Annotated in this window: 27 protein-coding genes; 12 read left to right on the top strand and 15 right to left on the bottom strand. The window is 70.5% G+C overall.

What is annotated here, in order from left to right:
• Nucleotides 1–43: 43 nt before the first annotated feature.
• A complete protein-coding gene (locus tag ABD235_RS03765; RefSeq protein WP_344169367.1) occupies nucleotides 44–1,114 on the bottom strand; it encodes a glycoside hydrolase family 172 protein in 1,071 nt (356 codons plus the stop codon).
• Between the two features lie 105 nt (nucleotides 1,115–1,219).
• Between ABD235_RS03765 and ABD235_RS03760 the strand changes: the two genes are divergently transcribed.
• A complete protein-coding gene (locus ABD235_RS03760) occupies nucleotides 1,220–1,714 on the top strand; it encodes an SRPBCC domain-containing protein (protein WP_344169364.1) in 495 nt (164 codons plus the stop codon).
• Here the strand turns inward: ABD235_RS03760 and ABD235_RS03755 are convergent, their stop codons facing one another.
• Nucleotides 1,715–2,326 carry a hypothetical protein gene (locus tag ABD235_RS03755; RefSeq protein WP_344169361.1) on the bottom strand — a complete coding sequence of 204 codons (612 nt, stop codon included), beginning with the start codon at nucleotides 2,324–2,326 and terminating at the stop codon, nucleotides 1,715–1,717. It abuts the gene before it with no gap.
• 137 nt (nucleotides 2,327–2,463) lie between these two features.
• Here ABD235_RS03755 and ABD235_RS03750 point away from each other — a divergent pair, with 137 nt between their 5' ends.
• A complete protein-coding gene (locus tag ABD235_RS03750) occupies nucleotides 2,464–5,556 on the top strand; it encodes a DPP IV N-terminal domain-containing protein (RefSeq protein ID WP_344169358.1) in 3,093 nt (1,030 codons plus the stop codon).
• On the opposite strand, the gene ABD235_RS03745 is transcribed toward ABD235_RS03750, so the two are convergent.
• Nucleotides 5,553–6,530 (bottom strand): ribose-phosphate diphosphokinase, encoded by a 978-nt coding sequence (locus ABD235_RS03745; RefSeq protein ID WP_344169355.1) that lies wholly within the window; start codon nucleotides 6,528–6,530, stop codon nucleotides 5,553–5,555. The genes ABD235_RS03750 and ABD235_RS03745 overlap by 4 nt on opposite strands.
• 121 nt (nucleotides 6,531–6,651) lie before the next feature.
• Between ABD235_RS03745 and ABD235_RS03740 the strand changes: the two genes are divergently transcribed.
• Nucleotides 6,652–7,389: an SDR family NAD(P)-dependent oxidoreductase gene (locus tag ABD235_RS03740; RefSeq protein WP_344169352.1), complete on the top strand. Its 738-nt coding sequence runs from the start codon at nucleotides 6,652–6,654 to the stop codon at nucleotides 7,387–7,389.
• Between the two features lie 96 nt (nucleotides 7,390–7,485).
• On the opposite strand, the gene ABD235_RS03735 is transcribed toward ABD235_RS03740, so the two are convergent.
• From ABD235_RS03735 to ABD235_RS03720, 4 genes are read right to left on the bottom strand one after another with little or no spacing between them, the layout of a single operon-like run.
• Entirely contained in the window at nucleotides 7,486–8,508 is a 1,023-nt protein-coding gene (locus ABD235_RS03735) for a threonine aldolase family protein (RefSeq protein WP_344169349.1), read from the bottom strand.
• Entirely contained in the window at nucleotides 8,505–9,878 is a 1,374-nt protein-coding gene (locus ABD235_RS03730; protein WP_344169346.1) for a class II 3-deoxy-7-phosphoheptulonate synthase, read from the bottom strand. Before ABD235_RS03730 ends, ABD235_RS03735 begins: the two co-directional genes overlap by 4 nt.
• 43 nt (nucleotides 9,879–9,921) lie before the next feature.
• Complete coding sequence (locus ABD235_RS03725) at nucleotides 9,922–10,314, bottom strand: DUF2237 family protein (RefSeq protein ID WP_344169343.1); 393 nt, start codon at nucleotides 10,312–10,314, stop codon at nucleotides 9,922–9,924.
• A 36-nt stretch (nucleotides 10,315–10,350) separates the two neighbouring features.
• Complete coding sequence (locus ABD235_RS03720; protein WP_344173644.1) at nucleotides 10,351–11,112, bottom strand: lysophospholipid acyltransferase family protein; 762 nt, start codon at nucleotides 11,110–11,112, stop codon at nucleotides 10,351–10,353.
• A gap of 276 nt (nucleotides 11,113–11,388) precedes the next feature.
• On the opposite strand from ABD235_RS03720, the gene ABD235_RS03715 reads away from it, so the two are divergent.
• From ABD235_RS03715 to ABD235_RS03690, 6 genes are all read left to right on the top strand, one after another.
• Complete coding sequence (locus ABD235_RS03715) at nucleotides 11,389–12,153, top strand: alpha/beta hydrolase (protein ID WP_344169340.1); 765 nt, start codon at nucleotides 11,389–11,391, stop codon at nucleotides 12,151–12,153.
• Complete coding sequence (locus ABD235_RS03710; RefSeq protein WP_344169337.1) at nucleotides 12,146–12,955, top strand: hypothetical protein; 810 nt, start codon at nucleotides 12,146–12,148, stop codon at nucleotides 12,953–12,955. The genes ABD235_RS03715 and ABD235_RS03710 overlap by 8 nt, the downstream gene beginning before the upstream one ends.
• A gap of 52 nt (nucleotides 12,956–13,007) precedes the next feature.
• A complete protein-coding gene (locus ABD235_RS03705) occupies nucleotides 13,008–14,237 on the top strand; it encodes an ornithine cyclodeaminase, nickel-pincer nucleotide-dependent (RefSeq protein WP_344169334.1) in 1,230 nt (409 codons plus the stop codon).
• A gap of 66 nt (nucleotides 14,238–14,303) precedes the next feature.
• On the top strand, nucleotides 14,304–14,714 hold the full coding sequence (locus tag ABD235_RS03700) for a YybH family protein (RefSeq protein ID WP_344169331.1): 411 nt from the start codon (nucleotides 14,304–14,306) through the stop codon (nucleotides 14,712–14,714).
• A gap of 37 nt (nucleotides 14,715–14,751) precedes the next feature.
• Nucleotides 14,752–15,132, top strand: a complete 381-nt coding sequence (locus tag ABD235_RS03695) for a VOC family protein (protein WP_344169328.1) — start codon at nucleotides 14,752–14,754, stop codon at nucleotides 15,130–15,132.
• A 51-nt stretch (nucleotides 15,133–15,183) separates the two neighbouring features.
• Nucleotides 15,184–15,933, top strand: a complete 750-nt coding sequence (locus ABD235_RS03690) for an enoyl-CoA hydratase-related protein (protein WP_344169325.1) — start codon at nucleotides 15,184–15,186, stop codon at nucleotides 15,931–15,933.
• 3 nt (nucleotides 15,934–15,936) lie between these two features.
• Here the strand turns inward: ABD235_RS03690 and ABD235_RS03685 are convergent, their stop codons facing one another.
• The 7 genes from ABD235_RS03685 to ABD235_RS03655 form a co-directional block, all read right to left on the bottom strand.
• On the bottom strand, nucleotides 15,937–16,692 hold the full coding sequence (locus tag ABD235_RS03685; RefSeq protein ID WP_344169322.1) for an SDR family oxidoreductase: 756 nt from the start codon (nucleotides 16,690–16,692) through the stop codon (nucleotides 15,937–15,939).
• A gap of 40 nt (nucleotides 16,693–16,732) precedes the next feature.
• Nucleotides 16,733–17,443: an endonuclease/exonuclease/phosphatase family protein gene (locus ABD235_RS03680; protein WP_344169319.1), complete on the bottom strand. Its 711-nt coding sequence runs from the start codon at nucleotides 17,441–17,443 to the stop codon at nucleotides 16,733–16,735.
• Complete coding sequence (locus ABD235_RS03675; RefSeq protein ID WP_344169316.1) at nucleotides 17,440–18,609, bottom strand: ROK family glucokinase; 1,170 nt, start codon at nucleotides 18,607–18,609, stop codon at nucleotides 17,440–17,442. The genes ABD235_RS03680 and ABD235_RS03675 overlap by 4 nt, the downstream gene beginning before the upstream one ends.
• A 94-nt stretch (nucleotides 18,610–18,703) precedes the next feature.
• Nucleotides 18,704–19,741 (bottom strand): ROK family glucokinase, encoded by a 1,038-nt coding sequence (locus ABD235_RS03670; RefSeq protein ID WP_344169313.1) that lies wholly within the window; start codon nucleotides 19,739–19,741, stop codon nucleotides 18,704–18,706.
• Complete coding sequence (locus ABD235_RS03665) at nucleotides 19,732–20,466, bottom strand: hypothetical protein (RefSeq protein WP_344169310.1); 735 nt, start codon at nucleotides 20,464–20,466, stop codon at nucleotides 19,732–19,734. Before ABD235_RS03665 ends, ABD235_RS03670 begins: the two co-directional genes overlap by 10 nt.
• Nucleotides 20,463–21,737 carry an ArsA family ATPase gene (locus ABD235_RS03660; RefSeq protein ID WP_425553064.1) on the bottom strand — a complete coding sequence of 425 codons (1,275 nt, stop codon included), beginning with the start codon at nucleotides 21,735–21,737 and terminating at the stop codon, nucleotides 20,463–20,465. The genes ABD235_RS03665 and ABD235_RS03660 overlap by 4 nt, the downstream gene beginning before the upstream one ends.
• Nucleotides 21,738–21,741: 4 nt before the next feature.
• Nucleotides 21,742–22,659: an SRPBCC family protein gene (locus ABD235_RS03655; RefSeq protein WP_344169304.1), complete on the bottom strand. Its 918-nt coding sequence runs from the start codon at nucleotides 22,657–22,659 to the stop codon at nucleotides 21,742–21,744.
• Nucleotides 22,660–22,760: 101 nt separating this feature from the next.
• Between ABD235_RS03655 and ABD235_RS03650 the strand changes: the two genes are divergently transcribed.
• Nucleotides 22,761–24,551, top strand: a complete 1,791-nt coding sequence (locus ABD235_RS03650; RefSeq protein WP_344169301.1) for an AMP-dependent synthetase/ligase — start codon at nucleotides 22,761–22,763, stop codon at nucleotides 24,549–24,551.
• A 51-nt stretch (nucleotides 24,552–24,602) separates the two neighbouring features.
• Here ABD235_RS03650 and ABD235_RS03645 read toward each other — a convergent pair whose 3' ends face one another.
• Nucleotides 24,603–25,157: an isochorismatase family protein gene (locus ABD235_RS03645; protein ID WP_344169299.1), complete on the bottom strand. Its 555-nt coding sequence runs from the start codon at nucleotides 25,155–25,157 to the stop codon at nucleotides 24,603–24,605.
• Between the two features lie 144 nt (nucleotides 25,158–25,301).
• Here ABD235_RS03645 and ABD235_RS03640 point away from each other — a divergent pair, with 144 nt between their 5' ends.
• The gene (locus ABD235_RS03640) at nucleotides 25,302–25,931 is read left to right on the top strand and encodes a dihydrofolate reductase family protein (RefSeq protein ID WP_344169297.1); all 630 of its coding nucleotides are present in this window, start codon (nucleotides 25,302–25,304) and stop codon (nucleotides 25,929–25,931) included.
• Nucleotides 25,932–25,957: 26 nt separating this feature from the next.
• The gene (locus ABD235_RS03635) at nucleotides 25,958–26,452 is read left to right on the top strand and encodes a VOC family protein (protein ID WP_344169294.1); all 495 of its coding nucleotides are present in this window, start codon (nucleotides 25,958–25,960) and stop codon (nucleotides 26,450–26,452) included.
• Nucleotides 26,453–26,678 lie beyond the last annotated feature (226 nt).

Here is a 26,678-nt window from a genome sequence, read left to right as displayed (position 1 = left end):
ACGATCGAGGCGAAATCATGGCTGATCCGTGCACAAAGATCGCTCAGCAGATCTCCATCGCGTCGTGGGTCGGCGCCGCCGGGCGGGTGGTGCTGGTCTTCGTCGAGTAGAAGAACGCGGTCGACGCGATGTCGTCCTGCAGCGGCAGGTAGCGTCCGCCCGACCGCCAGCCGAGCGCCTGGACGTCGACGCGCAGCGACTCGCGGAAGCGCACCGGGTCGGGCAGGTGGAAGCGGTACATCCCGAACCGCATCTGGCTCGCGTACTGCCCGTCGGGCCGGATCACCTGCGGCATCCCCAGGTACGGCGTACTGAACTCCGCGTAGCCGCCACGGTCCGGGCCCAGGTCGAAGTTCCAGGCGCCGCCGAAGTAGTCCTCGGTCCCGGTGCCGCAGATCGTCGGCCACTCCTCGCCGTCCAGGTAGAACTTGACCTCACCCTCGCCCCACCAGCCCGAGCTGTTCACTCCCCACGCGATGTACGTCCCGACGTAATGACCAGGCCCTTCGACGCCGTCGAGCAGCGTGTGCACGGTCTTCGAGGGGAGCGGGTTGCTCCGCCGCCATTGCGTGTGCAGGTACGCCGAGCCGTCCGCGACCTGGCCGAGCCAGTAGTCGACCTGGAAGTAGACGACCACCTTCTCGTCCGAGGTGTTCTCGATCGTCAGGCGCGCCTGCTCGCGGAACGGCATCTCCCAGTAGCAGTTGAAGCCGCCGTTCGGGTTCACCGCGACCGGCAGCGAGTTGACCTGCGCGAACCGGCCCCAGCCGGAGCAGAAGAAGTCGCCGACCGGCGCCTCGACCGCGGGCGCGTCGTCGCCGTCCCAGTACGAGCGCAGGACCAGCCGTCGCCAGTTGTCGCTGTGCGTGGTGAGCCAGATGTGGGTGATGCAGCCGCTGCCGGCGATGTCGGCGAGCGTCGCGGTCTCGCCCGGGCCGATCTCGATCGACGGTGAGACCTTCCAGCCCTGCCCGAGGTCGCGGGCCGCGTTGGCGCCGGTTCCTTCGGTCCGGCGGCCGCCCTGACCGGGCTCGCCGGTCGGGTTCTCCGCACTGATCGAGCGGCTCTGGACGTCCACGACGGCACTGATTCCGGCCAGGTTCCCAAGAGTCATGCCCGCGAGCCTAGGGTCCTGGCCGGTCGTTGGGGAGAGCTGGAAATCGATTTCTCATCCAGTGGACAGCTTGCTCTTACATACTCGACTGGTTATATTCCAGACATGGCATCCGAGCGCGGGACCGTGCACGCGACCGAGGACGGGCGGGTGGCGATCCGCTTCGTCCGGCTGTTCGGCCATCCGCCGGAGAAGGTCTGGCGAGCGCTCACCGACCCGGCGCAGCTGGCCGCGTGGTTTCCCGCGGCGGTGGACCTGTCCGGTGACGGCGAGCTGTTCTTCGGGGTGACCGAGCGGCAGCGAGCGGCGTACGGCATGGACGACGATCCGGAGCACAAACCGAACGGGCGGATGCTGCGGCGCGAGCCGCCGTTCGTGCTCGAGTACGAGTGGCTGGACGAGATCCTGACCTGGGAGATCACCGGCACGGCCGAGGGGTGCCGGCTTGTCTTCACCAACGTGCTGAGCGACCGCGACGCGGCCGGGCCCGCGGCGGCCGGTTGGGAAGCGGGTCTCGAGGTCGTCGCCGCGCAGCTCGACGGCGTACCGATCACTTGGGATCCGTTCGCGCGGGCGGACGAGCTGGCGAGCGAGTACTGATCAGCAGGCGCGGACCTTCGCGGTCAGGCCGTTCTCGAAGCTGAGGCAGGCCCACGGGCGGCCTTGGTCCTTGTGAGCGCGGACGATCAGCGGGTACGCCGTGGCGCCGCGCACCTCGGGCGCCTTCTCGGTGGCCAGCGAGCCGATCGCGCCGCCGCGCGCCTCGGCGGCCCGCTTGACGTCCTCGACGGTGACGACGCTCCGCGCGTTCTTCACCGCCGCGGCCTCGGCGTCGTCGGCGACCCACAGGGCGAAGTCGATCTCCGGCGGCGTCGACCAGATGGTCGAGGTGACGGGGAAGACGAAGCCGAACATCAGCAGGCCGACCACCGCGATGATCCGGCGCGCGCGGCGGCCGTTCTCCGCGGCCAGCACCCCGGCGCAGCCGAGTGCCAGCAGCAAGGTGAGCCCTCGCATGACCCAGTGCCGATCGAGCCGGCCGTCGACGGCCAACGCCGCCCCCAGCGCGACCACGACACACGCAACGGCGGCCAGTGCGCCGAGGACCCGGGGCGGCACAACCAGCCCACCGCCGGTCGCCGCCGCGCCGGCCGGGCCTTCGCCGGATCCAGGGGTCGCGGAGGCAGCTGTCGGATCGTCGGGGGAACTCATGCCGCAGACGATAGAGCCCGGCCGTTCGTCGCAACGAATCACCCGTTCGTCGCCGGACCCGGCGTACAGGCTCAACTGAGGTCGACACTGCTGGCAGATTCGGCTCCGTCCCACCGCCTCAGGGATTGGATCCGCCCGTGAACTCCGAAGAAACCGCCCTCTGGAGCATCTCCCGCCGTCGCGCCCTGCAACTCACCGGCGGCGTGGCCGCCGCCGGCTCCCTGCCCGTCGCCGACGCCTTGGCGGCACAGCCCGCGTCCGGCAACCAGGCGACGCTGACCGAAGGCACGAACCTCATGGTCGCGGTGTCCCCGGACGGGCGTCACCTCGCGTTCGACCTGGTCACCGCGATCTGGGTGACACCGTCCGGCGGCGGCCGCGCGAAGCGCCTCACCGACGACCTCCAGGACGCCACCCGGCCGCGCTGGTCGCCGGACGGCAAGCAGCTCGTCTTCCAGTCCTACCGCGACGGCAACTTCCACCTCTGGACGATCCGTCCCGACGGTCACGGACTCCGTCAGCTCACCACCGGCCGGTACGACCACCGCGAGCCGCACTTCACCCCGGACGGCCGCGCGATCGTGTTCTCGTCCGACCGGGGCGGCAGCGGAACGTACGGCATCCACCGGCTCGACCTGCGCACCGGCGCGATCGTCGCGCTCACCGACGACCCGACCGAGGAAGCCGAACCGGCCGTCTCCGCCGACGGCCGCAAGCTGGCCTTCACCACCGACACCAGCGCGATCGTCGAGCTGGACCTGACCACCGGCGGACGGCGGACCGTCGTCGCCGCGAAGACCGGCACCACCGTGTTCGGCCCGTCGTACTCGCCGAGCGGTCAGCTCGCCTACGTGCGGCTCACCGGGCCGGCCTCCGACCTCGTGATCGGCGACGCGGCGGTGACGACCGGGAAGGACGTCTTCGCCGTACCGCCGTCCTGGGTCGGTGACGACCTCTACTACACGGCTGACGGTCAGGTGATGAAGCATTCCGGCGGCTCGTCCGTGGCGGTGCCGTTCACGGCGGTCGTGCCGGTGACCTCGAAGCGCCCTCGACCGAAGCGTCCGGAGATCGAGTCGACGAAACCCCAAGCAGTGAAGGGAATTGCGAGCCCGACCGTGTCCCCCGACGGCCGGTGGCTCAGCTTCCGCGCGCTGAACGCACTCTGGCTGGCCCGGACCGACGGCACCGGCCGGCCGCGCAAAATCGTTGCCGATGGCTACTTCAACTCCGATCCCGACTTCTCCCCCGACGGCCGCAAGCTGCTCTACGCCAGTGACCGCGACGGTACGGCGGACCTCTGGCTGCACGACCTTGCCCAGGGCACCGACACCAAGCTGTCCTCGTTGCCCGGGGCCCAGACCGCGCCGCGGTTCTCACCGGACGGGAAGCAGATCGCCTACCAGGACCAGGACGGCATCGCCTGGGTCCTCGACCTCGCCTCCCAGCAGGTCCGCCAGCTGACACCGACGCTGTTCCAGCCCGGCCGGGTCAGCTGGTCGGCCGACGGCCGGACGATCGTGCTCGCCGCGGTGAAGCCGTTCTCGAAGCGGTTCCGCGAAGGCACCAGCCAGCTGCTGTACGTCGACGTCGCGACGACCGCCTTCGAGTACGTCGAGCCGATGCCGTTCCGCTCGCTCGCGACCCGCGGCGACGACGGCCCGGTCTTCTCCCCCGACGGGCGCCGGCTCGCCTTCGTCGTGGAGAGCCTCCTGTACGTCGTACCGGTCGATCGGCAGGGCCGCTTCACCGGCAAGCCGCGGGCAGTGACGAGCGAGGTCACGGACTCGCCGGCCTGGCTGGACGATCGCACGCTGGTCTACCTGAACAACGGGCGCTTGCGTCGTACCGATGTCGACGGCGCGCGGCCGCGGAGGATCCGGCTCGACCTGACCTGGCAGCGGGCGACGGTGAACCAGCACGTCACGATCCACGCGGGCGCACTGTGGGACGGCCGCGCGCAGGAGCTGCGCCCGGACGTCGATGTCGTGCTCGACGGGTCGAAGATCGCCGCCGTCCGGCCGCACCGGGGACGCGCTGACCTCGACGCGTCCGGACTGACCGTGATGCCCGGGCTGATCGACGCGCACAACCACTGGCACCTGCGCGGCCGGGCCTGGGGTGCTCGGCAGGGCAACCTGTGGCTGTCGTACGGGATCACGAGTACGCGTTCGCCCGGCGATCCCGTGTACCAGATGCAGGAGACGCGGGAAGCGCTCGCGCACGGGTCGCTGACCGGGCCGCGGTACTTCGCGACCGGTGAGGCGATCGACGGCTCGCGGGTCTACTACAACTTCATGCGCCCGACGTTGTCGCTGAAGCAGCTCGGGCTCGAGCTCGACCGGGTCGCGGGTGTCGGGTACGACCTGGTCAAGACGTACGTCCGGCTGCCGATCGAGTACCAGCGCCGAACGATCGCGGCCGTGCACCAGCTCGGCCTGCAGCTGTCGTCGCACTACCTCTACCCCGCCGAGCATCTCGGCATGGACGGGATGGAACACACCGGCGCGACGAACCGGCTCGGCTACTCGCACACGGTCAGCCGCCTCGGACGCGCGTACGCCGATGTGGTCACGCTGTTCACGCGGGCCGGGCTGTCGGTCACGCCGACGCTGTTCAACTCGACGATGGCGCACGTCGACGATCCGTCGCTGCTCACCGATCGACGCACGACCACGCTGTTCCCGGCGTGGGAGTACGCCGCTCTGCAGACCGAGGTGAGCACCGCGTCGGGTCCGGCCGGAGTCACCACGCGCGAACTGCTGCGCGGCAACGTCGACATGGTGCTGCGGATCCATCGCGGTGGCGGGCTGGTCATCGCCGGCACCGACGCGCCGCTCGACAACATCGCGGTGTCGCTGCACGCGAACCTGCGCTCGATGGTCGCGGGCGGCTTCACGCCGTACGAGGCCCTGACGACGGCGACCCGCAATCCGGCACGGTGGCTGAACCTGGAGGACCAGTTGGCCGTCGTACGGCCGGGTGCGCAGGCGGATCTGTCGTTCGTCCGGGGCAATCCGCTGGCGGACATCCGGCACGCCGCCGACGTCCAGCAGGTGATGGTCGCCGGGCGGCTGCACACGGTCGACGAACTGCTCAAACCGTTCGCGACGACAGCGCGGGTGAGCGCCGGGCCGCGGCCGCTTCGCCGGGACCAGGCGCACTCCCATGACAGCGAGTACTGGTGGCACGAGCCGGAGTGGCTGCACCGGGTGTGTTGTGAGGGCTAGAACGGGAGCTTCGGCTGGGGAGGTGCGTGCGTCGGGTCGACCCCGTCGAACAGGCTGCTGACCGATTCGCCGTCGTGGATCCGCTGGATCGCGGCGGCGAACAGCTTGGACACCGAGCTGACCTGCAGCTCGGGGAAGCCGTCCGGACGCGGGACCGTGTCGGTGCTGAGCACCTCGGTGATCGACGGGTGCGACCGCAGCCGCTCGACCGCCTTGCCGGCGAACAGGCCGTGCGTGCAGGCGACCGCGGCCTGCGTGCAGCCGAGGTCCTTCAGCCGGTCCAGCAGCTCGATGATCGAGCCGCCGGTGGCGATCTCGTCGTCCAGCACGATCGCCTTCTTGCCGGCCACGTCGCCGACGATCGCGTCGATCACGACCCGGTCGTCGGCCAGCCGCTGCTTGCTGCCCGCCGCGACCGGCAGCCCGAGCAGCCGGGCGAACTGGGTCGCGGTCTTGGCGTTGCCGAGGTCCGGGCTGACCACGACCGTGTTGGTCAGGTCGGTACCGCGGAAGTGGTCGGCCAGGACGCCGATCGCGGTCAGGTGGTCGACCGGGACCGAGAAGAACCCGTGCACCTGCGGCGCGTGCAGGGCCATCGTCAGCACCCGGTCGGCGCCGGCCGCGACCAGCAGGTCGGCCACCAGCCGGCCGCCGATCGAGATCCGGGAGGCGTCCTTCTTGTCCGACCGCGCGTAGGCGTAGTGCGGCATCACGGCGGTGATCTGCGCCGCCGAGGCACCGCGGGCCGCGTCGATCATCAGCAGCAGCTCCATCAGGTGCTCCTGCGTCGGCGGCACCAGCGGCTGGACGATGTAGACGTCGCGCTGGCGGCAGTTCACCTGCAGCTGGACCTGCAGGCAGTCATTGCTGAAGCGGTGGATCTCGACCGGCGAGAGGTCGACGCCGAGGTCGGCGCAGATCTGCTCGGCAAGGCCGGAATGAGCACTACCGCTGAACACGACGATCTCTCGCACGGCTCTCCCCGAACGCTGTGACTCGACGTTGCACCACCCTACCTTGAGCACTTCTTGACTATTCAGTCCATAACGAGCTACGTTTTAGACCACTTAGTCAATTACTACGAGGAGAGTTGCTGTGAGCGGGAAACTGGCAGGCCGGACGGCGGTCGTCACCGGCGCGAGCCGCGGGATCGGGTTCGCGATCGCGCGCCGCTTCGTGGCCGAGGGCGCCGAGGTGGTCATCACCGGACGGGACAAGGCCGCACTGGACGCGGCGGTCGCCGAGCTCGGCGACCAGGTAACGGCGGTCCGGGCGGACTCGACCGACGTCGCGGACCTGGAGGCCGCGTTCGAGGCGGTGCGGGAGCGGCACGGCCGGATCGACGTCCTCGTGGTCAACTCGGGGACCGGCAAGCTCGCGCCGATCGGTGAGATCACCGAGGCGGACGTCGACCTGGTCTTCGGGACCAACGTGAAGGGCACGATCTTCACCGTGCAGAACGCGCTGCCGCTGCTCACCGACAAGGCGTCGGTGATCCTCGTCGGCTCCACGGCGTCCCGCCGGGTGGCCCCCGGGCAGAGCGTGTACGGCGCGACGAAGGCGGCCGTTCGCGCCCTCGCCCGCGGCTGGATGGTCGACCTCGCCGGCCGGGGAATCCGCGTCAACGTCCTCAGCCCCGGCGCCACCCAGACGCAAGGCCTGGTCGATTTCCTGGGCGCGGACGTCGTGGACCAGATGGGCCCGGACTTCCCCTTGGGCCGGGTCGGCACCCCCGACGAGATCGCCGCGGTCGCCGCCTTCCTGGCCTCCGACGAGTCCGCCTACGTCACCGGCGCCGAGTACTTCGTGGACGGCGGCGCGGTCCAGAACTGACAGGCGACTTTGAGCACCGCTCAGCCATGTCTTCGCCGGTCCGATGGCTGGCCGGTGCTCAAAGTTGGACCGAGGGGCCCCTGGAAGAGCGGGGGGTCAGGCGATCAGGCGGGCGATGGTTTCTGCCGCGGAGCGGCAGTCGTCCGTCGAGGCGTCGAGGTGGGTGACCACGCGGAGCTGGGTCGCGCCGACGCCGCCGACGAGGACGCCGGCTTCCTTGGCGCCGGCGACCACCTCGGCCACCGTCCGGCCGGTACCGGCCAGGTCGGCGACGACGATGTTCGTCTCGACCTGGTCGGGCTTGACCGAGCCGGGGGCCGCGTCGGCGAGGATCTCGGCGATCCGGCGGGCGTTGGCGTGGTCCTCGGCGAGGCGTTCGACGTTGTGCTCGACGGCGTACAGACCGGCGGCCGCAAGCACGCCCGCCTGTCGCCAGCCGGCGCCGAGCCGCTTGCGCCAGACGCGCGCCTCACGGATCAGCTCGGCCGAGCCGGCAACCACCGAACCGACCGGCGCGCCCAGTCCCTTGGACAGGCACACGCTGACCGCCGCCGCGCGCGACCCGTACGCCGACAGCGGCACACCCGTCGCCACCGAGGCGTTCCACAGGCGAGCGCCGTCGAGGTGCAGCGGCAGCCGCGCCTCGTCGAGCAGGTCCGCCAGCGCGTCGTACGAGTGCTGGATCGAACCGCCGCCGAAGTTGTGCGTGTTCTCCACCGACACGGCCGCGGTCTGCACGAAGTACGGCCCGAGGTCGGGCGCGATCAGCTCCCGAATCTGGCCGAGGTCGATCTGCCCGTCCGGCGTGCTCCACGTCCGCGTGGTCACCCCGCTGACGGCCGCGTGCGCACCCAGCTCGGCGCGCGCGATGTGCGCCCGCGCCTCGCACAGCACCTCGGACCCCGGCGGAACCAGCGCGCGCACCCCGAGGATGTTCGCCAGCGAGCCGGTGACGACGAACAGCGCCGCCTCGTGCCCGAGCAACCCGGCGACCCGCTCCTCGAGCGCGATGATCGTCGGGTCCTCGCCGTACACGTCGTCGCCGACCGGCGCACTCGTCATCGCCGCCAGCATCCCCGCCGACGGCCGGGTGACGGTGTCGGACCGAAGGTCGATCAAGACTGTGCTCCTCGGAGGCGCTCCGCGACCAGGAAGGCCAGCTCCAGGGACTGGTGCCGGTTCAGGCGCGGGTCGCAGGCGGTCTCGTACCGGTTGACCAGGTCCTCGGCGACCAGTTCCTCGCCGCCGCCCAGGCACTCGGTGACGTCGTCGCCGGTCAGCTCGACGTGCAGACCGCCCGGCCAGGTCCCGACCTCCTCGTGGGCGTCGAAGAAGCCCTGCACCTCGTTGACCACGTCGTCGAAGTTGCGGGTCTTGTAGCCGTTCGGGGTCTCGTAGGTGTTGCCGTGCATCGGGTCGCAGACCCACGCGATCGGCGACCCGTGGTCGCGGACGGTCTCCAGCAGCGGCGGCAGCGCCTCGCGGATCTTGCCCGCGCCCATCCGGGTGATGAACGTGAGCCGGCCCTCGATGCCCTTCGGGTTCAGCTTGTCGATCAGCGCGCGGATGTACTCCGGCGTCGTCGTCGGGCCGATCTTCACGCCCAGCGGGTTCGACAGCGTGGCCAGGAACTCCACGTGCGCGCCGTCCAGCTGCCGGGTCCGCTCGCCGACCCAGAGCAGGTGGCCGGAGACGTCGTACGGCTGCTCGGTGCGCGAGTCGATCCGGGTCAGCGCGTGCTCGTACTCGAGGATCAGCGCTTCGTGCGAGGCGTAGAAGTCGACGGTCTTGAACTCGTCCGCGGTCGCGCCGCAGGCGCGCATGAACGCGAGCGCGCGCTCGATCTCCGAGGCCAGCTGCTCGTAGCGGCGCCCGACCGGCGAGGACCGGACGAAGTCGGTGTTCCAGGCGTGCACCTGGTGCAGGTCGGCGTACCCACCGGTGGTGAACGCGCGGGTCAGGTTCAGCGTCGCGGCGGCCGCGTTGTAGACCTCGCGCAGGCGCTGCGGGTCGGGGATGCGGGACTCGGGCGTGAAGTCGATGCCGTTCACGGCGTCACCCCGGTACGACGGCAGCGTGACGCCGTCGCGGGTCTCGTCGCCGGAGCTGCGCGGCTTGGCGTACTGGCCGGCGATCCGGCCGACCTTCACCACCGGCACGCTCGCGGCGTACTGCAGGACGACCGACATCTGCAGCAGCACCCGGAGCTTGGCCCGGATGTTCTCGGCGGTCACGCCGTCGAACGTCTCGGCGCAGTCGCCGCCCTGGAGCAGGAACGCCTCACCGCGGGCGACCGCCCCGACCTTGTCGGTCAGGTCGTCGCACTCACCGGCGAAGACCAGCGGCGGCAGCTTGCGCAGCTGGCCGATCACCTGCTCCAGCGCCACCGGGTCCGGCCACTCGGGCTGCTGGAGCGGCTTGAGTCCCCGCAGCTCGTCCAGGCTGGGGACACCCGGCACCACGCCCTCGTTCAACGTCGCGAATTGCATGCGCCAACCATATTCGAGGCCCCCGAACCGGTGCGCAGCCGTCTCACTCCAGAGAGCTGAGGTCAGGTGGTACGTCGACCGCGTGCTCCCGCAGTACGGCGAGCGGGATGGTGTCCAGCGCCCGCCGGTGCGTCGCCGCCAGGACGACGGGAGCCGCGACTCCCGCGTGGTACGCCTGCAGCCACCGCGCGGCGACCACGCACCACCGGTCCCCCGGTGTCAGTCCGCTGAACCCGTACTCCGGCCGCGGCGTGGTCAGGTCGTTGCCGACCGACGCCTGGTGGGCGAGGAAGTCCGCCGTCATCACCGCGCAGACGGTGTGGCTGCCCAGGTCCTCGGGGCCGGTGCTGCAGCAGCCGTCGCGGAAGAACCCGGTCACCGGGTCCAGCCCGCACTCCTCCAGGTCACCACCGAGCACGTTCCGGTCAGTCTCCACGCCGGACATCCTCGCTCACCGGGCCGTCGGACGAGGTCAGGAGGCCTTGGTGTCGTCCAGCCGCGGCTTGAGGTGGTCGTCGATGTTCTCGCCGGCCTTGAGCAGCTCCTTGGCCTTCTCGGCGTACATGTCGACGTACTCCTGGCCGGACAGCTCCATCATCGCGTACATGATCTCGTCGGTGACCGAGCGCAGCACGAACCGGTCGCGCTCCATCCCCTCGTACCGGGAGAAGTCCAGCGGCTCGCCGATCGCGACGCCGGGCCGGACCAGGCGCGGGAAGCGGCGGCCGGGCTCCTTGACGAACCACTTCGGCATCACGGTACCGGGCGGGTTGACCTTCTCGGTGTCGATCATCGCGACCGGGATGACCGGGACGCCGGCCACGATCGCCATCCGGGCGACACCGGTCTTGCCCTTGTAGAGCCGGCCGTCGGGCGAGCGGGTGCCCTCGGGATAGATGCCGAAGAGCTCACCCTTGCCGAGGATCTCCAGGCCGGTGTTCAGCGCGGCCAGCGAGGCGCGGCCGCCGGAGCGGTCGATCGGGATCTGGCCGATCGAGCGGAAGAACGTCGCGACCAGCTTGCCCTTGAGGCCGGTGCCGGTGAAGTACTCCGACTTGGCCGGGAAGACGATCTGGCGCGGTACGGCGACCGGCAGGAAGATCGAGTCCGAGAACGCCAGGTGGTTGCTGACCAGCAGTGCCGGACCGGTCTCGGGGATGTTCTCCAGCCCGGTCACCTTGGGCCGGAACAGCAACCTCGCGAGCGGTGCGACGAGGAACCGCCGGATGAACATGTACAGCACGTGCCACCTCCACCACTCGGCCAGCTCCAGTGTCCCGCATCGGCAGGCACAGCGCACCCCGCCGGGGAGGACCTTACGTTCCAGCTTCCTCCTCAAGCAATGTCACCGCCAGGGAATCAGGGGGTTGCGCTCCGTGTTGGTCTGTGGTTGCAGACTGTTGGTGTGGTCGATCACGTCACCGAACCGACACCCTGGCCGGGGTGGGCGACGGGCCCGGCGGCTGCGACCATTACGACTCAGGCAACACGCGAACTTCTAGGAGCACCTGTGCCCGTGCAAGCCCACGCGGAGGAGTTCCGCAGTCCCGGCTCCGGCCCGAACGCCGCGACCGGGATCCTGCTCAGTCACGGCTTCACCGGGTCCCCGAAGTCGATGCGCCCGTTCGCCGAGCACCTGGCCGCCGAGGGGTTCGGCGTCGCCGTACCGCGGCTGCCCGGGCACGGCACGCACTGGCGCGAGGCGAACACCACCACCTGGCAGGACTGGTACGCCGTCCTCGACAACGAGTTCGACCGGCTGCGCAAGGAGCACGACCGGGTCTTCCTGGTCGGGCTGTCAATGGGCGGCTGTCTCGTCCTGCGCCTGGCCGAGCAGCACGGCGGGGACGTCGCCGGGCTGGTGCTGGTGAACCCTTCGGTGCAGACCGACGACAAGCGGCTCGCGCTCCTGCCGGTGCTGCAGCGGCTGCTGCCGTCGTTTCCGGGGATCTCGAACGACATCAAGAAGCCGGGCGTGGACGAGGGCGCTTACGACCGGATGCCGTTGCGCGCGCTGCACTCGCTGTCGCAGCTGTGGAAGGTCACCCGCGAAGACCTGCCCAAGGTGACGCAGCCGGTGCTGCTGTTCCGCAGTACTGTCGATCACGTCGTCGAACCGAGCTCCGGGCGCACCGTGCTGTCCCGGATCTCGTCCCGCGACGTCACCGAGACCCTGCTCGAGGACAGTTACCACGTGGCCACTCTGGACAACGACGCACCACGCATCTTCGCCGACGCGACCGCCTTCGTCCGCCGGATCGGCGCCGATGCGTGACAACGGCCTGACCGCCGCGACCTACACCTCGCTGGGCGGCATCGATCCCCTCGTCACGACGGCCGTGCTGAAGGCGCTCGCCGACGCCGGCATCGCGGCGTACTGCGCGCCGCCGGAAGCAGTTGACGAAGCAGAAGTCGCTGCCGACGAGGCGACGGCCCCGACCAGCTCGGGCGCGGTGGGTACGGCGAGCGCCGGCGACGAGGCGACGACGCCGAAGGCGAGTGCGCCGGATCCGGGCGACGACGCACCCTCCGCCAAAGCTCAGATCCCCGCCGGGTTCGAGGAGATCTTCGTCGACTCCGACGCGGCCGAGAAGGCGCGGGGCGTGATCGACCGCAGTACCGAGGACGCCGAGTGGGCCTCGCTGGTCGAGCAGTTCAACGCGCCGTCGGCTCCCGGGCACGACGTCCCGCCGGTCCCCCGCTGGCCCGCCAGCGAGGACGTCGACGAGAACTCCTACGAGCCGCTCATCGACGTACCGGCCGGACTGATCGTCGGCGACACCGACGAGGAGCCGCCGAAGGAACCGCCGCCGCGCCGTACCGACGACCCGCACGACCACTTCATCCCGCCGGAGCCGACCCGCGGGCCCCGGCTGGACTGGATCACCCGGGCTGCCTGGCTCGGCCTGATCGGCGGCCCGCTGCTGCTGATCCTCGCCGCGGTCCTCGACTTCGGCACCGGCCGGATCACGCTGCTCGGCGTGGTCGGCTTCATGGCCGGGTTCCTCACGCTGGTGATCCGGATGAACGACCGCCTCCCGCCCGAGGACACCCCGGACGACGGCGCCGTCGTCTAGAGTGGCGGATCGTCGGACAATCCGACACCCCCGCTGACGGAGGAGGCATCCCGTGCAGGTCACCGAGACGGTCGAGATCACCGGCCACCTGATGGACTCCGGGCTGTTGTCCCGGGTCCTCGACGACATCCGCGGCTACGGCGGCGAGTACACGCTGGACAAGTTCGACCTCGGCTACGACAAGGACGACCCGTCGACGGTCCGGATGACGGTCGGCGCCGAGGACGAGGAAGCCCTGCAGCGGCTGCTGATGCGGATCCAGACCAAGGGCGCGAACCTGGTCAACCCCGGCACGGCGGAGATCACCGAGGTCGACCAGGACGGCGTCTTCCCCGACGGCTTCTACTCGACCACCAACCTGCCGACCAGCGTCCGGCTCGACAACCGCTGGATCCAGGTCACCAACCCCGAGATGGACTGCGGCCTGCTGGTCGAGAACGGCGCCGTCCGGACCATCCCGATGTCCGAGGTGAAGGCCGGGATGCGGGTGGTGACCAGCGCGCAGGGCGTCAAGGTCGCGCCGCCGATCGTCGCCAGCACCGAGGAGGCGTTCGGCTTCATGGAGTCCGACGTCTCCAGCGAGAAGCCGCAGCGGGTCCTGGTCAAGCAGGTCGCCGACGGGATGCGCGAGGCGAAGGCGAACGGCCAGAAGGTGCTCTGGGTCGGCGGCCCCGGCATCGTGCACACCGGCGCGGCCCCGGCCATGGTCGCGATCGTCGAGGCCGGGTACGTCGACGTCCTGTTCGCCGGCAACGCGCTGGCCACCCACGACATCGAGTCCTCGCTGTACGGGACGTCGCTCGGCGTCGACCTGGCCCGCGGCCGCGGCGTCGAGCACGGCCACGAGCACCACATCCGCGCGATCAACACGATCCGCAAGGCCGGCTCGATCGCGGCCGCCGTCGAGCAGGGCGTGCTGACGTCCGGCGTGATGCACGCGATGGTGAAGACGGGCGGCAAGTACGTGCTGGTCGGGTCGGTCCGCGACGACGGCCCGCTGCCCGACGTCTACACCGACGTCCTGGCCGGGCAGCGCGCGATGCGCGCCGAGCTGGACGGCGTCGGGTACTGCCTGATGGCCGCGACCATGCTGCACTCGGTTGCGACCGGCAACATCCTGCCGGCCTCGATCCCGCTCACCTGCGTGGACATCAACCCGGCCACGGTGACCAAGCTGGCCGACCGCGGATCCTCGCAGGCCCGCGGGATCGTCACCGACGTCGGCCTGTTCATCGAGCACCTGGCGCGCGAGCTGTCACCGACGTACGCCGACGCGAAGTAGACCGCCGCGGGCCTATCGTGGGAGCGCGCCTGACGGCGCGTTCCGACGATCCCGGGAGCGACGGGTATGAGTTTCGAGGCGTTCCTGCGCCGGTTCGAGGACGCCAACACCGCCTTCGTCAACGGGGACGTGTCGTTGTGGATGCCGCTGGTGTTGCGCAGCGAGCAGACCTCGATCTTCGGTGGCTTCGGCGGCCAGGAGGTCGGCTGGTCGCAGATCGGCCCGCGGTACCGGTGGGCGTCCGCGCAGTTCGCGCCGAGCGGCGCGAAGGTCGAGTTCGAGTACCTGGACCGGCACGCCGGCTCCGACACGGCGTACACGGTCGCGATCGAACGCTGCACGGTCCGGTACGTCGACCGGCCCGGTGAGTTCGCCCACGTGCTGCGCACGACGATGATCTTCCGCAAGGAAGGCGACGACTGGTTCATCGTCCACCGCCACGGTGATCCGTTGAGCCCGACGACGCCACCGGCCTGACTGGACCGTGCCCCGCCGTCGCGGCAGGCTGTGATCCATGACACTGCGAACGAAGGCCCACTGGTTCGGCGTCGCCCTCGACGCCCCGGACGCGCGCGAGCTCGGCCGCTTCTACCAACGCCTCCTCGGCTGGCAGATCTTCGGCGACGAACCGAACTGGGTCACCCTGGCCCCGTCCAAGGACGCCGGCTACAACCTCGCCTTCCAGACCGAAGCCGACTACCAACGCCCCGTCTGGCCCGCCGAACCCGGCAAGCCTCAGATGTCCATGCACCTCGACCTGGAGGTCGACAACCTCGACGAAGCCGTCGCCCACGCGGTCGAAGCCGGCGCCGAACTGGCCGACTTCCAGCCCCAGGACGACGTACGCGTCATGCTCGACCCAGCGGGCCACCCGTTCTGCTTGTACGTCAGCTAGGTGTGGGGCCGGTTACGGCGTACGGGGCGGTGGGCAGGGCAGGATGGCCGCATGAGCGAACTGGTGCATCTCGAGTCGGCCGATGGGGTTGCGACGATCACGCTGGACTCGCCGCACAACAAGAACGCGTTGTCGCAGCAGCTGACCGGGGAGCTGCTGGAGCGGCTGCAGGCCGCGGGAGCGGACGACGCGGTGCGGGTGATCGTGGTGCGGTCGGCGCTGGACGTGTTCTGCTCGGGGGCGGACATGGCTGAGGCGACCAGCGTCGGGATGGGCGTCGGCGCGCAGCGGATGGTCGACGTGCAGCGGGCGATCGTGGCGAATCCGAAGCCGGTGGTTGCCCGGGTGGCCGGGCCGGTGCGGGCGGGTGGGATCGGGATCGTGGCGGCGGCGGACATCAGTGTGGCGGGGACGGGTTCGACGTTCGCGTTGACCGAGGTGCGGCTGGGGCTCGCGGCGGCAACGATCTCGTTGACCGTGCTGCCGCGGTTGACCGATCGGGCGGCCTCGTTGACCTTCCTGACCGGTGACGGCTTCGACGGGACCGAGGCCGCGCGGCTCGGGCTGGTCTCGCGCGCGGTGCCGGACGAGGAGCTGGACGACGCGGTCGGCGCCGTACTGGCGTCGCTGCTGAAGGGCGTGCCGCAGGGGCTCCGGGAGACGAAGAAGCTGCTCACCCGCGAACTGCTCGCCGATATCGATGCCCGGGGCAAGGAGTTGGCCGAGCTGTCGGCGGGGTTGTTCGGGTCGGAGCCGGCGCGCGAGGCGATGCTCGCGTTCCTCAACCGGCGCAAGAAGTAGCCGCTACTGCGATCCGCCGTTGCTGTGCAGGAGTTGCGCGTTCATCCACCCGCCGGCCGGTGAGCACAGGAACGCGACCAGGTCGGCGGTGTCCTTCGGCGTCCCGAGCCGGCCGAGCGGCGTACCGGCGACCAGGTGCTCGGCGAGTTCGGGGCTGATCCAGCCGGTGTCGACCGGGCCGGGGTTGATCACGTTCGCGGTCAGCCCGAGGTGCTTCAGCTCGTGCGCCGCGGCGATCACGATCCTGTCCAGCGCGCCCTTGCTCGCGCCGTACGGCAGGTTGTGCGCGGTGTGATCGCTGGTCAGTGCGACGATCCGGCCAGTTCCGTACGGCGCGTCGAACTGCTCGGCGTACGCCTTGATCAGCAGCCAGACCGCCCGCGCGTTCACCGCGAAGTGCCGGTCGAAGCTCTCGACGGTCGTGTCGAGGATGCCGCTGTCGACGCTCTCGCAGTGCGCCATCACCAGCGCGCGTACCGGTCCGAGCTCGTCCCGCACCTTGCCGATCAGCTCGGCCGGCGCGTCTGGATTTTGCAGGTCCGCCTCGACGGAGAGGACGCGCGCGCCGTGCCCTTCCAGTACGGCGGTCGTCTCAGCCCGAGCGTCGGCATCAGGCCCCCACGGCATCCGCGCGTCGTACCCGGTCAAGTAGCTGAAGGCAACGTCCCACCCGCTCGCCGCCAACGCCTCGGCGATCCCGGCGCCGATCCCAATGCGCCGTCCGACACCGGTGACCAGGGCAACAGGTCTGCTCGTCATGCCCACATCCTGCCGTCCGCTCGGGCCCCGCAGCCACCGGTTATTCGGTCAGCTCGATCAGCAGCGGGAGGTGGTCGGAACCCTTCGCGAGATCGTCGCGGGTCACGCCTTCGATCGTGTCGAGGTCGATCAGGCGGCCGTTGAGCTCGGGTGACAGGAGGGCGCCGTCGATGCGGCGTTCCGGGTTGTCGGAGTGGAACGTCGGGCCCGCGTCAGCGCCGAGGTCGGTGAGGCCTTCGTCGGCGAGGCGCTTCCACACCGGGCCGTCGGGCTCCTCGTTGAGGTCGCCGACCACCAGGTACGGGAGGCCGAAGGACCGGCAGCCCTTGAGGACCTGCTCGATCTCGTGCTCGCGGCCGCGGATGTGCAGGCCGAGGTGGCAGACGACCAACGCCAGGGCCTTCGTTCCCAGGGTGACCCGTCCGCCGATCGCACCGCCGGGGAGCTGGGTCGCGATCAGGCGGAACCGCCGGCGTACGAACGGCCGCCAGACCCGCCAGTGCAGCGACTCGACGACTTCGGTGCTCCCGGCAACCAAGATCGCGTTGCGCGCGGCACCCGCGACGTACGTCATCCCGAACGACGCCGCCATCGCCCGCCGCTTGCGCCGCGTCCCCCACCAGGTCGGTGCCTCCTGCACGAGCGCGACATCGGGCGCGCAGGCTTTGACCACCCGCGCCAAAGCCTCCCGGTCGTCGCCCCACCGGTGCACGTTGTAGGAGAGCACCCGCAGCGACGGGCTCACACTCATGCCTCGGAGTCGCCCTGCAGCTCGGGGGTCTTGTCGAGTTGCAGCTCGCCGGGCTCGAGCTCCGGCTCGGCTGCCGCCGCGCGCATGCCCGTACGCCGGCCGGCCGACTTCCGGGCCGCCCGCTCGAGACGCGTCGAGCGTCCACCGCGAGCACCCGTCGTCTTGGCCGTCACCGCGGTCGTCTTGACCCGGACCCGGCGCAGCCAGGTCGCCTCCTCCCGCGCGAGGTCGGCGGCACCGACCATCCCGGCCTCCGGACCGAGTACGGCGCGCACGATCCGCGCCTCCGGCCGGAACCCGCGCCCGGTCAACGTCCGCTTGAACGCCTCCCGCGCCGGCGCCAGCAGCAGCTCGCCCGCGTCCGACACTCCGCCGCCGATCACGAACGTGCCCGGGTCGAGCGCGGCCGCGAGGTTCGCCAGGCCGATACCCAGCCAGCGGCCGACGTCCTCGAGCAGCTCGACCGCGACCGGGTCGCCGTCCTTGGCCAGCTCGGTCACCATCGGCCCGTTGATCTTGCGCGGATCACCCTCGGCAGCGCGCAGCAGGTTGTGCGCGACCGGCGAACCGGACAACGCCAGCTCCCGCGCCTCCCGCGTCAGCGCGTTGCCCGACGCGTACTGCTCCCAGCACCCGCGGTTGCCGCACTCGCACCGATGACCGCCGGGCACCACCTGCATGTGCCCGAACTCCCCCGCGATGCCGAACTTCCCGCGCTGCAGCGCGCCGTCGTTCAGGATCGCGCCGCCGATGCCGGTGCCGAGCGTCACGCAGACCAGGTGGCTCTCGCCCTGCCCGCCGCCGAACCGCCACTCCGACCAGGCCGCGGCGTTCGCGTCGTTCTCGACCACGACCGGGAGCCCGAGCCGGCGCTCGACCGCGTCGCGCAGCGGTTCGTGCCGCCAGGCCAGGTGCGGCGCGAACAGCACCGACGACCGCGTCCCGTCGACGAACCCGGCCGCGCCGATGCCGACCGCGATCACGTCGTGCCGCGACTCCAGGTCCCGGACGATGTCCGCGATCGCGTCCTCGGTCTCGCGCGGGTCCTTGGTCGGGGTGTCGCGCCGCAACCGGTCCAGGATGTTGCCCTCGGGATCGACCACGCCGGCGGCCACCTTGGTGCCACCGATGTCGATCCCGATCGTCAGCGCCTGCGTCAGAGCCATCGCACGACCTTCCTCGTCGTACCCCCAGCAGCTTTCACGTCCAGCCAAGCACGTCCGGCCAAGCGCCGCTTCCGACGTACGGCGGACCGCAAGCTCACCGAGCCTTCTCCTCGTCGACGCCCGGGAGAGCGGACGGGGTGGTCGCCGCGGGAGCGGCGGCGGCGTGCGGCTCGGGGTCGGCGGCGACCGGCCTGCGGGCCAGGTCGGCGGCGCCGATGATGCCGGCGTCGTTGCCGAGCTCGGCCATCACGATGGTCGGGTGCGGACGGTTCGCGCGGGCCGGCAGGTTCTTGTCGAACGCGACCTGCGCCGACTTCAGCAGCAGCTCCTTGGCCGCGCTCACGCCACCGCCGATCACGATCGTGCTCGGGTCGAACAGCGTCGCGAAGCTCGCGAGCCCCTCCCCCAGCCACCGGCCGAGGTCGTCGAGCAGCTCCACCGCGCACGGATCGCCGGCCGCCGCGGCCTTGGTGATCATCGGCCCGTCCAGCTCCGCCGGGTCGGTGATGCCGCACACGCTCATCATCTGCGCCGCCGCCAGCGAACCGGACTCCGCCTGCGCACGACCCTCACGCACCAGCGCCCGCCCGGAGGCGTACTGCTCCAAGCACCCGCGCGCGCCACAGCCGCACCGATGACCACCCGGTACGACGCGCATGTGGCCGAGCTCGGCCGCGACGCCGTGCGCACCGCGCAGCAGCTCACCGCCGATCACCACACCGCCGCCGATCCCGGTCCCGACGGTCACGCACACCATGTGCTCGACGTCCTTGGCCGCGCCGCACGCGAACTCGCCCCACGCCGCGGCGTTGGCGTCGTTCTCGACGACGACCGGCACCTTCAGTACGTCGGCCACCCGCTGCCCCAGCGGCTCGTCCCGCCAGGCCAGGTTCGGCGCGAACAGCACGGTCGAGCGGTCCGACGACACGAACCCGGCCGCGCCGATGCCGACCGCCTCGACGTCGTGGTCCGCGATCAGTTCCGCGGCCGCGTCGCAGATCGCCTTGGCGGTCTCGTCGACCGATCCCGCCGGGGTGTCGCGATGCGCCCGCGCCCCGATCGTCCCGTCGCGGCTGACAACGCCCGCCGCGATCTTCGTCCCGCCGACGTCGATGCCGATGGTCAGTCCCATGGTTCGGGGTCCTCACTCACGTCGATCCGGTCCACCCGCGACCGAGCTGGTCTTTCCTGGTCCCGCTCCCCGGCAGCCCGCGACTCTGCGTCCACCTTCGCCTGCCGCGCCGCTTCCGCCGCAGCCTCCACCAAACTCCTGACCGCCCCCAGCACGCCCGCAGCCGCCGTCGACAACTGCTCGATCGTCTCCGGACTGGTCGTCCGCACCCGGTTGATCACCTGACACACGGGACACCAAACACACTCGGCCCCACGCCCGATCCCGTGCGCGTGCTCCTCCCCAGCCCCCGCCGCGTCCGCGCCGCTCCGGCCACGGTCCTCCCCAAGCGGGTCTCCCCCGCCGGTCCGGCTGCGCTCCCCAGCTCCAGGCTGATCGGCCTCGACACTCTCTCGCTCTTCTCCGGCCGCAGCAGCCTCAGCCCCCGCGACCTCGTCGGCCGCATCCCCGCCGGCCTCAGCCCGCGCGGCCTCGTCGGCCGCATCCAAGCCGGCCTCAGCGTGCCGCGCCCGCTCTCCAGCCCCAGCCCGACGGGCCTGCGCACTCCCACGCTTTTCTCCGGCGGCAGCGGCCTCAGCCCCTGCAGCCTCCTCCGCCGCATCCGTGCCGGCCCCAGCCCCAGCCCCGGGCGCACCGAAATCAGCAGCACCAGCAGCCCGCAGTACGGCGAACAGCTTGGCGGCCTCCTCGGCGACCGAGCCGACAGGCTCCTTCGGCGGTGTCATCGCGTGCCCTCCGGGATCGCGGTCTCGTCGAGCTCCATCTGCTCGCGGAACTCCTCAGCCAGCTCCGACGAAAGCGCCGGCCGCGGCAACGGATCGCGCGGCGCGAACCGCACCTGCAACTTCCCGTCGTCCAGCCGGGCCCCGGCGACAACCCCACGCGCCAGCGCGGCCGGCAGCGGGATCACCCGCCGGTACGACCCGACCGTGATGATCAGCTCGTCCCCGTGCCGCGCCAACTCCAGATCAGCAGCAGATGCCAACGGCAACGGCAACGTCAGGATGTACGTCCGCCCGTCGGTGTCGATGTGCCGATCCACCAGCAGCGACGTCTCGTCCGAAGCCCGCGCGAACGGGTCGTCCCCGCCGTACATCTCGACGGCGAAGGCCGCGAGTTCCTCGACCCCGACCGGCTCACAGGCCCGGTACGGCGACTCCCAGATCGGCAGCGGGCTGAACGAGTCCTGGACGTCCTCGAGGATCCCGCGCTGCGCGGCGACCCACTGGCGCCGCCAGTTGTCGGCCCCGGCCGCCGGGAACACCCGGTTCGCCACGATCCCGTCCACGCGGTACCCGTACAGCGAAAGCGTCGTCATCGACCGCCGCGCCTCGGCGACGACCACGGCCTCCGGCGTCAGCACCAACCGCACCGAGGCATCAGGCCCAGCCAGCAACGCCCGGATGTCCGCCAGATCCTTCTGCAACCGCCGCAACGCATCGAAGACCGTGTCGTCGGGCATCGGCAGCCCGGAAGCCTTGCCCAGCAACGGCCGGAACGACCGCAGCACCTTCCGCTCGGCGTTGATGATCCGGTCCATGTACCAGCTCAGCGCCTCCGGCAGCGCGAGCAGCCGCAACGTCTCGGCCGTCGGCGCGCAGTCGACCACCACCACGTCCCAGCGTCCCGACCGCACGTGGTCCCGGACCTCGAGCAGCGCGAGTACCTCCTCGGCGCCCGGCAGCACGGTCAGCTCCTCGGCCTCCATCGGATCGACGCCGACGACGTGCAGCACCGACCGCAGGTAGGCCTGGATGTCACCCCATGACCGCTCGAACCGCCGCTGCGCGTCGATCTGCTGCACGAACAGCAGGTCGTCGATCTCGGTCGGCTCCCCGCCGACCTCGGAGTCGAAGGCGTCCGACAGCGAGTGCGCCGCGTCGGTCGACAGCACCAGAGTGCGGAGTCCCCGCAAGGCGGCCAGCGTGGCGGTGCCGGCCGCGGACGTGGTCTTGCCCACGCCACCTTTGCCTGTGTACAGCAGGACGCGTGTCACGGAATCAGGACTCGACGCGCTTCTTCAGCCCCTTGAGGGCCGTGTCGATGATGACCTTCTCCGCCTTGCGCTTGAGCATCCCGATCATCGGGATCGCCACGTCGACCGCCAGCCGGTAGGTCACCTCGGTGCCGTCGGCGCCGAGGTCGCGCAGCACGTACGCGCCGTCCATGCCCTTGACCATCTTGGCCTGCACCAGCGACCAGGTCACCTCGTTGCGGGACCAGACGTAGTCCAGCGTGTACTCGTCGGAGATCGCGCCGGCGTCCACCTTGAACCGGACCTGCTTGGGCCGGCCGGCCTCGTCGGTCGACAGCACCTCCGTCTCCCGCATCGAGTCCGCCCACTCCGGGTAGGCCTCGAAGTCCGCGATCACCGCCATGATCGCTTTCGGGGTCGCGTTCACGACGATGGTCGAGGTGGTCTGCTCTGCCATCGATTCACCTCTCCGCTGCCGGGACGGTCGCCGGTCCGCGTGCAGGTCCTTCTGCGGTACGGCCGGTTGCGGGGCACCGGTGCCCCTCCCGGAGACTATCGCGGGTTCCCAGCCGGACCTGCGCTCGCCCGCGGCGCGGCCCCTCTCGACTTCGTCCTTGAACCGCCAGATGTGCTCCCGGTACCGGGCGACGTACGACTCCTGCAGCCGGCGCAGCCGCCGTACGCCGGTACGCCGTACCGGGTCGACCCGCAGGTACCAGTGCACGACGACACCGTCCCGGACCTGCTCCAGCCACCACTCCGCCGTACCGACGGCGGCGCCGGTGACGGCCCAGCGGACGCCCTCCAGCCCGCGCCGCTCGGACGGGGTGAGGACGAGCTCGGGCCACCACTCACGCCAGAGGGTGTCCGAGCCGAGCCGCTGCGCGACGTAGGCTGGATCCGCGACGACCAGGTCGTCGCAGCTGATGTCTAGCGAAGGCATGCGCCGACCTTAGTTCCCTGGGTCACACTGACCTGGCTACTTGTGGGTAAGTGACTGTAACGTGCGCCGGAGCCGACCATCCTGACTGAGGAGACGCGGAGATGCGTGAGTACACCGTTCCTGCTGTGATCGACGCCCCGACCACTGGCGGGCTGGCCGATCCGGTCTGGGCGAACGCATCGTCGCACCCGGACACCGCCGTGTTCAGCAAGCGGGTCGAGGGCGGCTGGCTCGACATCACCGCCGCCCAGTTCGCCCAGCAGGTCGCGGGCGTGGCCAAGGGCCTGATCGCGGCCGGCGTGAAGCACGGCGACCGGGTCGCCCTGCTCAGCGCCACGCGGTACGAGTGGACGCTGATCGACTACGCGATCTGGAGCATCGGCGCCGCGACCGTGCCGATCTACGAGACCTCGTCGGCCTCGCAGATCCAGTGGATCCTGACCGACTCCGAGGCCGTCGTCGCCATCGTCGAGAACGCCGCGCACGGCGCCGTCGTCGAGTCCGCCCGGACCGAGGCGCCGGCCCTGCAGGAGGTCTGGCAGATCGAGTCCGGCGCGGTCGACGAGCTGACCGTGCTCGGTCAGCAGATCAGCGACGCGGAGCTCGACAAGCGCCGTACAGCGGTCGTGCCGGGCGACCTGGCGACGCTGATCTACACGTCCGGGACGACCGGCCGGCCGAAGGGCTGCAAGATCAGCCACGCCAGCTTCATGGACGAGCTCGGTACGGCGACCAAGGTGCTGCCGACGCTGTTCCGGCTCGACGGCGCGTCGACGCTGCTGTTCCTGCCGCTGGCGCACGTGTTCGCGCGGATCATCCAGGTCGGCTGCGTGATGATGCGGGTCAAGGTCGGGCACACCGCCGACGTGAAGAACCTGGTCGCGGACCTGGGCGAGTTCAAGCCGACCTTCATCCTGAGCGTGCCGCGAGTGTTCGAGAAGGTGTTCAACACCGCGAGCCAGACCGCGCACGCGGCCGGCAAGGGCAAGATCTTCGACGCCGCGGCCGAGACCGCGATCGCGTACTCGCAGGCGCTCGACAAGAGCGGCCCGAGCCTCGGCCTGAAGGCGAAGCACGCGCTGTTCGACAAGCTGGTCTACGGCAAGCTGCGCAACGTGCTCGGCGGCGAGGTCGACTACGCGGTCTCCGGTGGAGCACCGCTCGGCGACCGGCTCGGCCACTTCTTCCGCGGCATCGGCGTCCCGGTGCTGGAGGGCTACGGCCTGACCGAGACGACCGCGGCCGTCTCGGTGAACCTGCCCGACGACATCCGGATCGGCACCGTCGGCCGCCCGCTGCCCGGCGTCACGGTCGGCGTCGCCGAGGACGGCGAGCTGTGCTTCAAGGGCGGCCAGGTGATGCTCGGCTACTGGAAGAACGACGAGGCGACCGAGGCCGCGATCGACGCCGACGGCTGGTTCCACACCGGTGACCTCGGCGAGTTCGACGCCGACGGCTTCATCCGGATCACCGGCCGCAAGAAGGAGATCCTGGTGACGGCCGGCGGCAAGAACGTGGCGCCCGCCGTACTGGAGGACCGGATCCGGCTGCACCCGCTGGTCAGCCAGTGCATGGTCGTCGGCGACGGCAAGCCGTTCATCGCGGCGCTGATCACCATCGACACCGAGACGATCGGCAGCTGGGCCTCCAAGCACGGCAAGCCGACCGACCTCGAGACGCTGTGCACCGACGAGGACCTGATCGCCGAGATCCAGACCGCCGTCGACGACGCCAACACCGCCGTGTCCAAGGCCGAGGGGATCAAGAAGTTCAGCATCCTCCCGACCGACTGGACCCAGGAGAACGGCGAGCTGTCCCTGAAGCTCTCGCTGCGTCGCCACGTCGTGATGGAGAAGCACCAGGACGACGTGGAAGCCCTGTACGCGAAGTAGGGTCCGGGGACTCCCCCGCGGCGACGAACTGGCTCGTCGCCGCTTCGTGGTTCAGCTGCTGAAGTCGGCCTCCGCGGTCGTCGTCGTACCGGCAATGCGGCCCGGGGCCTGGTGGTTGTCCCAGTACAGGTTGGTGTGGGCGATGACCAGGTCCGGCGTGGGCGCACCCCACTCGGACAGGTCCTCGGTGGTGTGGGCGTCGGCGACGAGGGTCGCGTCGTAGCCGCGGGCGATGGCTCCATGCAGGGTCGAGCGGATGCACTCGTCGGTCTGGGCGCCGGAGAGGACGAGCCGGCCGATGCCGCGCTCGGCGAGGACCGGCTCCAGGTCGGTGGCCTCGAAGGAGTCCGGGTACTGCTTGTGGACGACGGACTCGCCCTCGGCGCGGGTCAGCTCCGCGACGTACTGCCACTCGGCGGTGTCGCGCTTCAGGTTGTCGCTGTTGTGCTGGACCCAGACGACGTCGACGCCCGCGGTACGGGCCTTGTCGACCAGGGTCGCGATGTTGGCGACCACCGAATCCCGGTCGTGGGTGCCCTCCATCACGCCGTTCTGCACGTCGATGACGAGCAGCGCGGTGTTCGGTCGGTCGGTCAGCGTGGTCATGGGCCCTCCCGGAGCGCTGTCAGAACCTGATCCCGCGATCGTAGATCTCCTCACCGACAGTTTGTCGATCCTTTGCGGGTTCGTTCGACGCCAGGGTGAGAGGTGGTCCTGTGGGGACCGCCGCGCACCTGAGGAGTTCGGCCGATGCGACTGACACTGCACACCTTCCTGACCATCGACGGCGTCATGCAGGGCCCCGGCGGCCCGGAGGAGGACGCGAGCGGCGGGTTCGACCAGGGCGGCTGGGTGGTGCCGTACGCCGGGCCGGAGTTCGACGAGATCGTCGACAGCTGGTTCACCCGGGCCGACGCGATCCTGCTCGGGCGGTCGACGTACGAGATGTTCCTCGGCTACTGGCCGCGGGTGACCGACCCGGAGAACCTGGTCGCTTCCAAGCTCAACGCGCTGCCGAAGTACGTCGCGTCGCGGACGCTGCGGGATCCGTCGTGGTCCAACACGACGGTTGTCGACGGGGTCGATCAGATCCGGGCGCTCAAGGAGCAGCCGGGCGGGGAGCTTCAGGTGCACGGGAGCTGCGGCCTCGCGCGGGAACTGCACCGGGCCGGGCTGATCGACGAGTACCGGCTGATCACGTTCCCCGTCACGCTCGGGCAGGGCAAGCGGCTCTTCACCCCCGAGCTTCCGCCGACGGCCTTCACGGTGCTCGAGTCACGGACGGCCTCGAGCGGGCTTTCGTACGCCGTACTGACGCCTTCGGCGATCACGCCCGGCGGCGAGTACGTGGTGGTGGACGGGGTTTCCGCGATCGCCTGAAAGTTCTCCAGATAAGTGCTCATTGGGTGAGCACTTATCTGGCGCAGGATGGACTCATCGCGGTGGACACGCCACCAGCCAGCACCGAGGAGAACCCGATGTTCCGAGGATTCGCCACCATCAGCTTCTACGCCGACGACCTGGCCGCCGCCCGGGACTGGTACACCGAACTGCTCGGCCAGGCGCCGTACTACGCCTTCCCCGAGGCGCCGGCCGCACCGGCGTACATGGAGTACCGGATCGGCGACGACGCGGACGAGCTGGGCTTCATCGACCGCAAGTACGCGCCGCCCGGCGCCGGCAACGCGCCCGGCGGAGCGGTGATGCACTGGCACGTCGACGACCTGCAGGCGACCTTCGACAAGCTCCTGGCGATGGGCGCGAAGGAGTACCAGCCGATCACCTCGCACGGCGAAAGCAGCTTCACCACCGCCTCGGTCGTCGACCCGTTCGGCAACGTGCTGGGCATCATGCACAACCCGCACTACTTGGAGATCGTCGAAGCCCGCCAAGGACGCTGAGGGGACAGGCGGCGGCGAGTAGGCAGGCAGGAGGCGGGAGCCGCCAGTTCGACGGCTCCCGCCTCGCCGCCGTGGTGTCTGCTTCCACTCGCCCGCCTCGGCTCCGCGCCCTGGGCTCTTCGGCTCTCCGGCTCTCCGGCTCTCCGGCTCTCCGGCTCTCCGGCTCTCCGGCTCTCCGGCTCTCCGGCTCTCCGGCTCTCCGGCTCTCCGGCTCTCCGGCTCTCCG

Origin of the sequence: Kribbella lupini, from assembly GCF_039529595.1 — a bacterium.
Taxonomy (GTDB): domain Bacteria; phylum Actinomycetota; class Actinomycetes; order Propionibacteriales; family Kribbellaceae; genus Kribbella; species Kribbella lupini.
Note: the sequence above shows the minus strand (reverse complement) of the source record. Positions and strands in the feature narration are given on the sequence as shown.

Coding starts and splice junctions, on each gene's coding strand:
- ABD235_RS03765 (WP_344169367.1), bottom strand. CDS start 1,114: ATGACTCTTGGGAACCTGGCCGGAATCAGTGCCGTCGTGGACGTCCAG.
- ABD235_RS03760 (WP_344169364.1), top strand. CDS start 1,220: ATGGCATCCGAGCGCGGGACCGTGCACGCGACCGAGGACGGGCGGGTG.
- ABD235_RS03755 (WP_344169361.1), bottom strand. CDS start 2,326: ATGAGTTCCCCCGACGATCCGACAGCTGCCTCCGCGACCCCTGGATCC.
- ABD235_RS03730 (WP_344169346.1), bottom strand. CDS start 9,878: ATGCAATTCGCGACGTTGAACGAGGGCGTGGTGCCGGGTGTCCCCAGC.
- ABD235_RS03720 (WP_344173644.1), bottom strand. CDS start 11,112: ATGTTCATCCGGCGGTTCCTCGTCGCACCGCTCGCGAGGTTGCTGTTC.
- ABD235_RS03710 (WP_344169337.1), top strand. CDS start 12,146: ATGCGTGACAACGGCCTGACCGCCGCGACCTACACCTCGCTGGGCGGC.
- ABD235_RS03700 (WP_344169331.1), top strand. CDS start 14,304: ATGAGTTTCGAGGCGTTCCTGCGCCGGTTCGAGGACGCCAACACCGCC.
- ABD235_RS03695 (WP_344169328.1), top strand. CDS start 14,752: ATGACACTGCGAACGAAGGCCCACTGGTTCGGCGTCGCCCTCGACGCC.
- ABD235_RS03690 (WP_344169325.1), top strand. CDS start 15,184: ATGAGCGAACTGGTGCATCTCGAGTCGGCCGATGGGGTTGCGACGATC.
- ABD235_RS03685 (WP_344169322.1), bottom strand. CDS start 16,692: ATGACGAGCAGACCTGTTGCCCTGGTCACCGGTGTCGGACGGCGCATT.
- ABD235_RS03680 (WP_344169319.1), bottom strand. CDS start 17,443: ATGAGTGTGAGCCCGTCGCTGCGGGTGCTCTCCTACAACGTGCACCGG.
- ABD235_RS03675 (WP_344169316.1), bottom strand. CDS start 18,609: ATGGCTCTGACGCAGGCGCTGACGATCGGGATCGACATCGGTGGCACC.
- ABD235_RS03670 (WP_344169313.1), bottom strand. CDS start 19,741: ATGGGACTGACCATCGGCATCGACGTCGGCGGGACGAAGATCGCGGCG.
- ABD235_RS03665 (WP_344169310.1), bottom strand. CDS start 20,466: ATGACACCGCCGAAGGAGCCTGTCGGCTCGGTCGCCGAGGAGGCCGCC.
- ABD235_RS03655 (WP_344169304.1), bottom strand. CDS start 22,659: ATGCCTTCGCTAGACATCAGCTGCGACGACCTGGTCGTCGCGGATCCA.
- ABD235_RS03650 (WP_344169301.1), top strand. CDS start 22,761: ATGCGTGAGTACACCGTTCCTGCTGTGATCGACGCCCCGACCACTGGC.
- ABD235_RS03645 (WP_344169299.1), bottom strand. CDS start 25,157: ATGACCACGCTGACCGACCGACCGAACACCGCGCTGCTCGTCATCGAC.
- ABD235_RS03640 (WP_344169297.1), top strand. CDS start 25,302: ATGCGACTGACACTGCACACCTTCCTGACCATCGACGGCGTCATGCAG.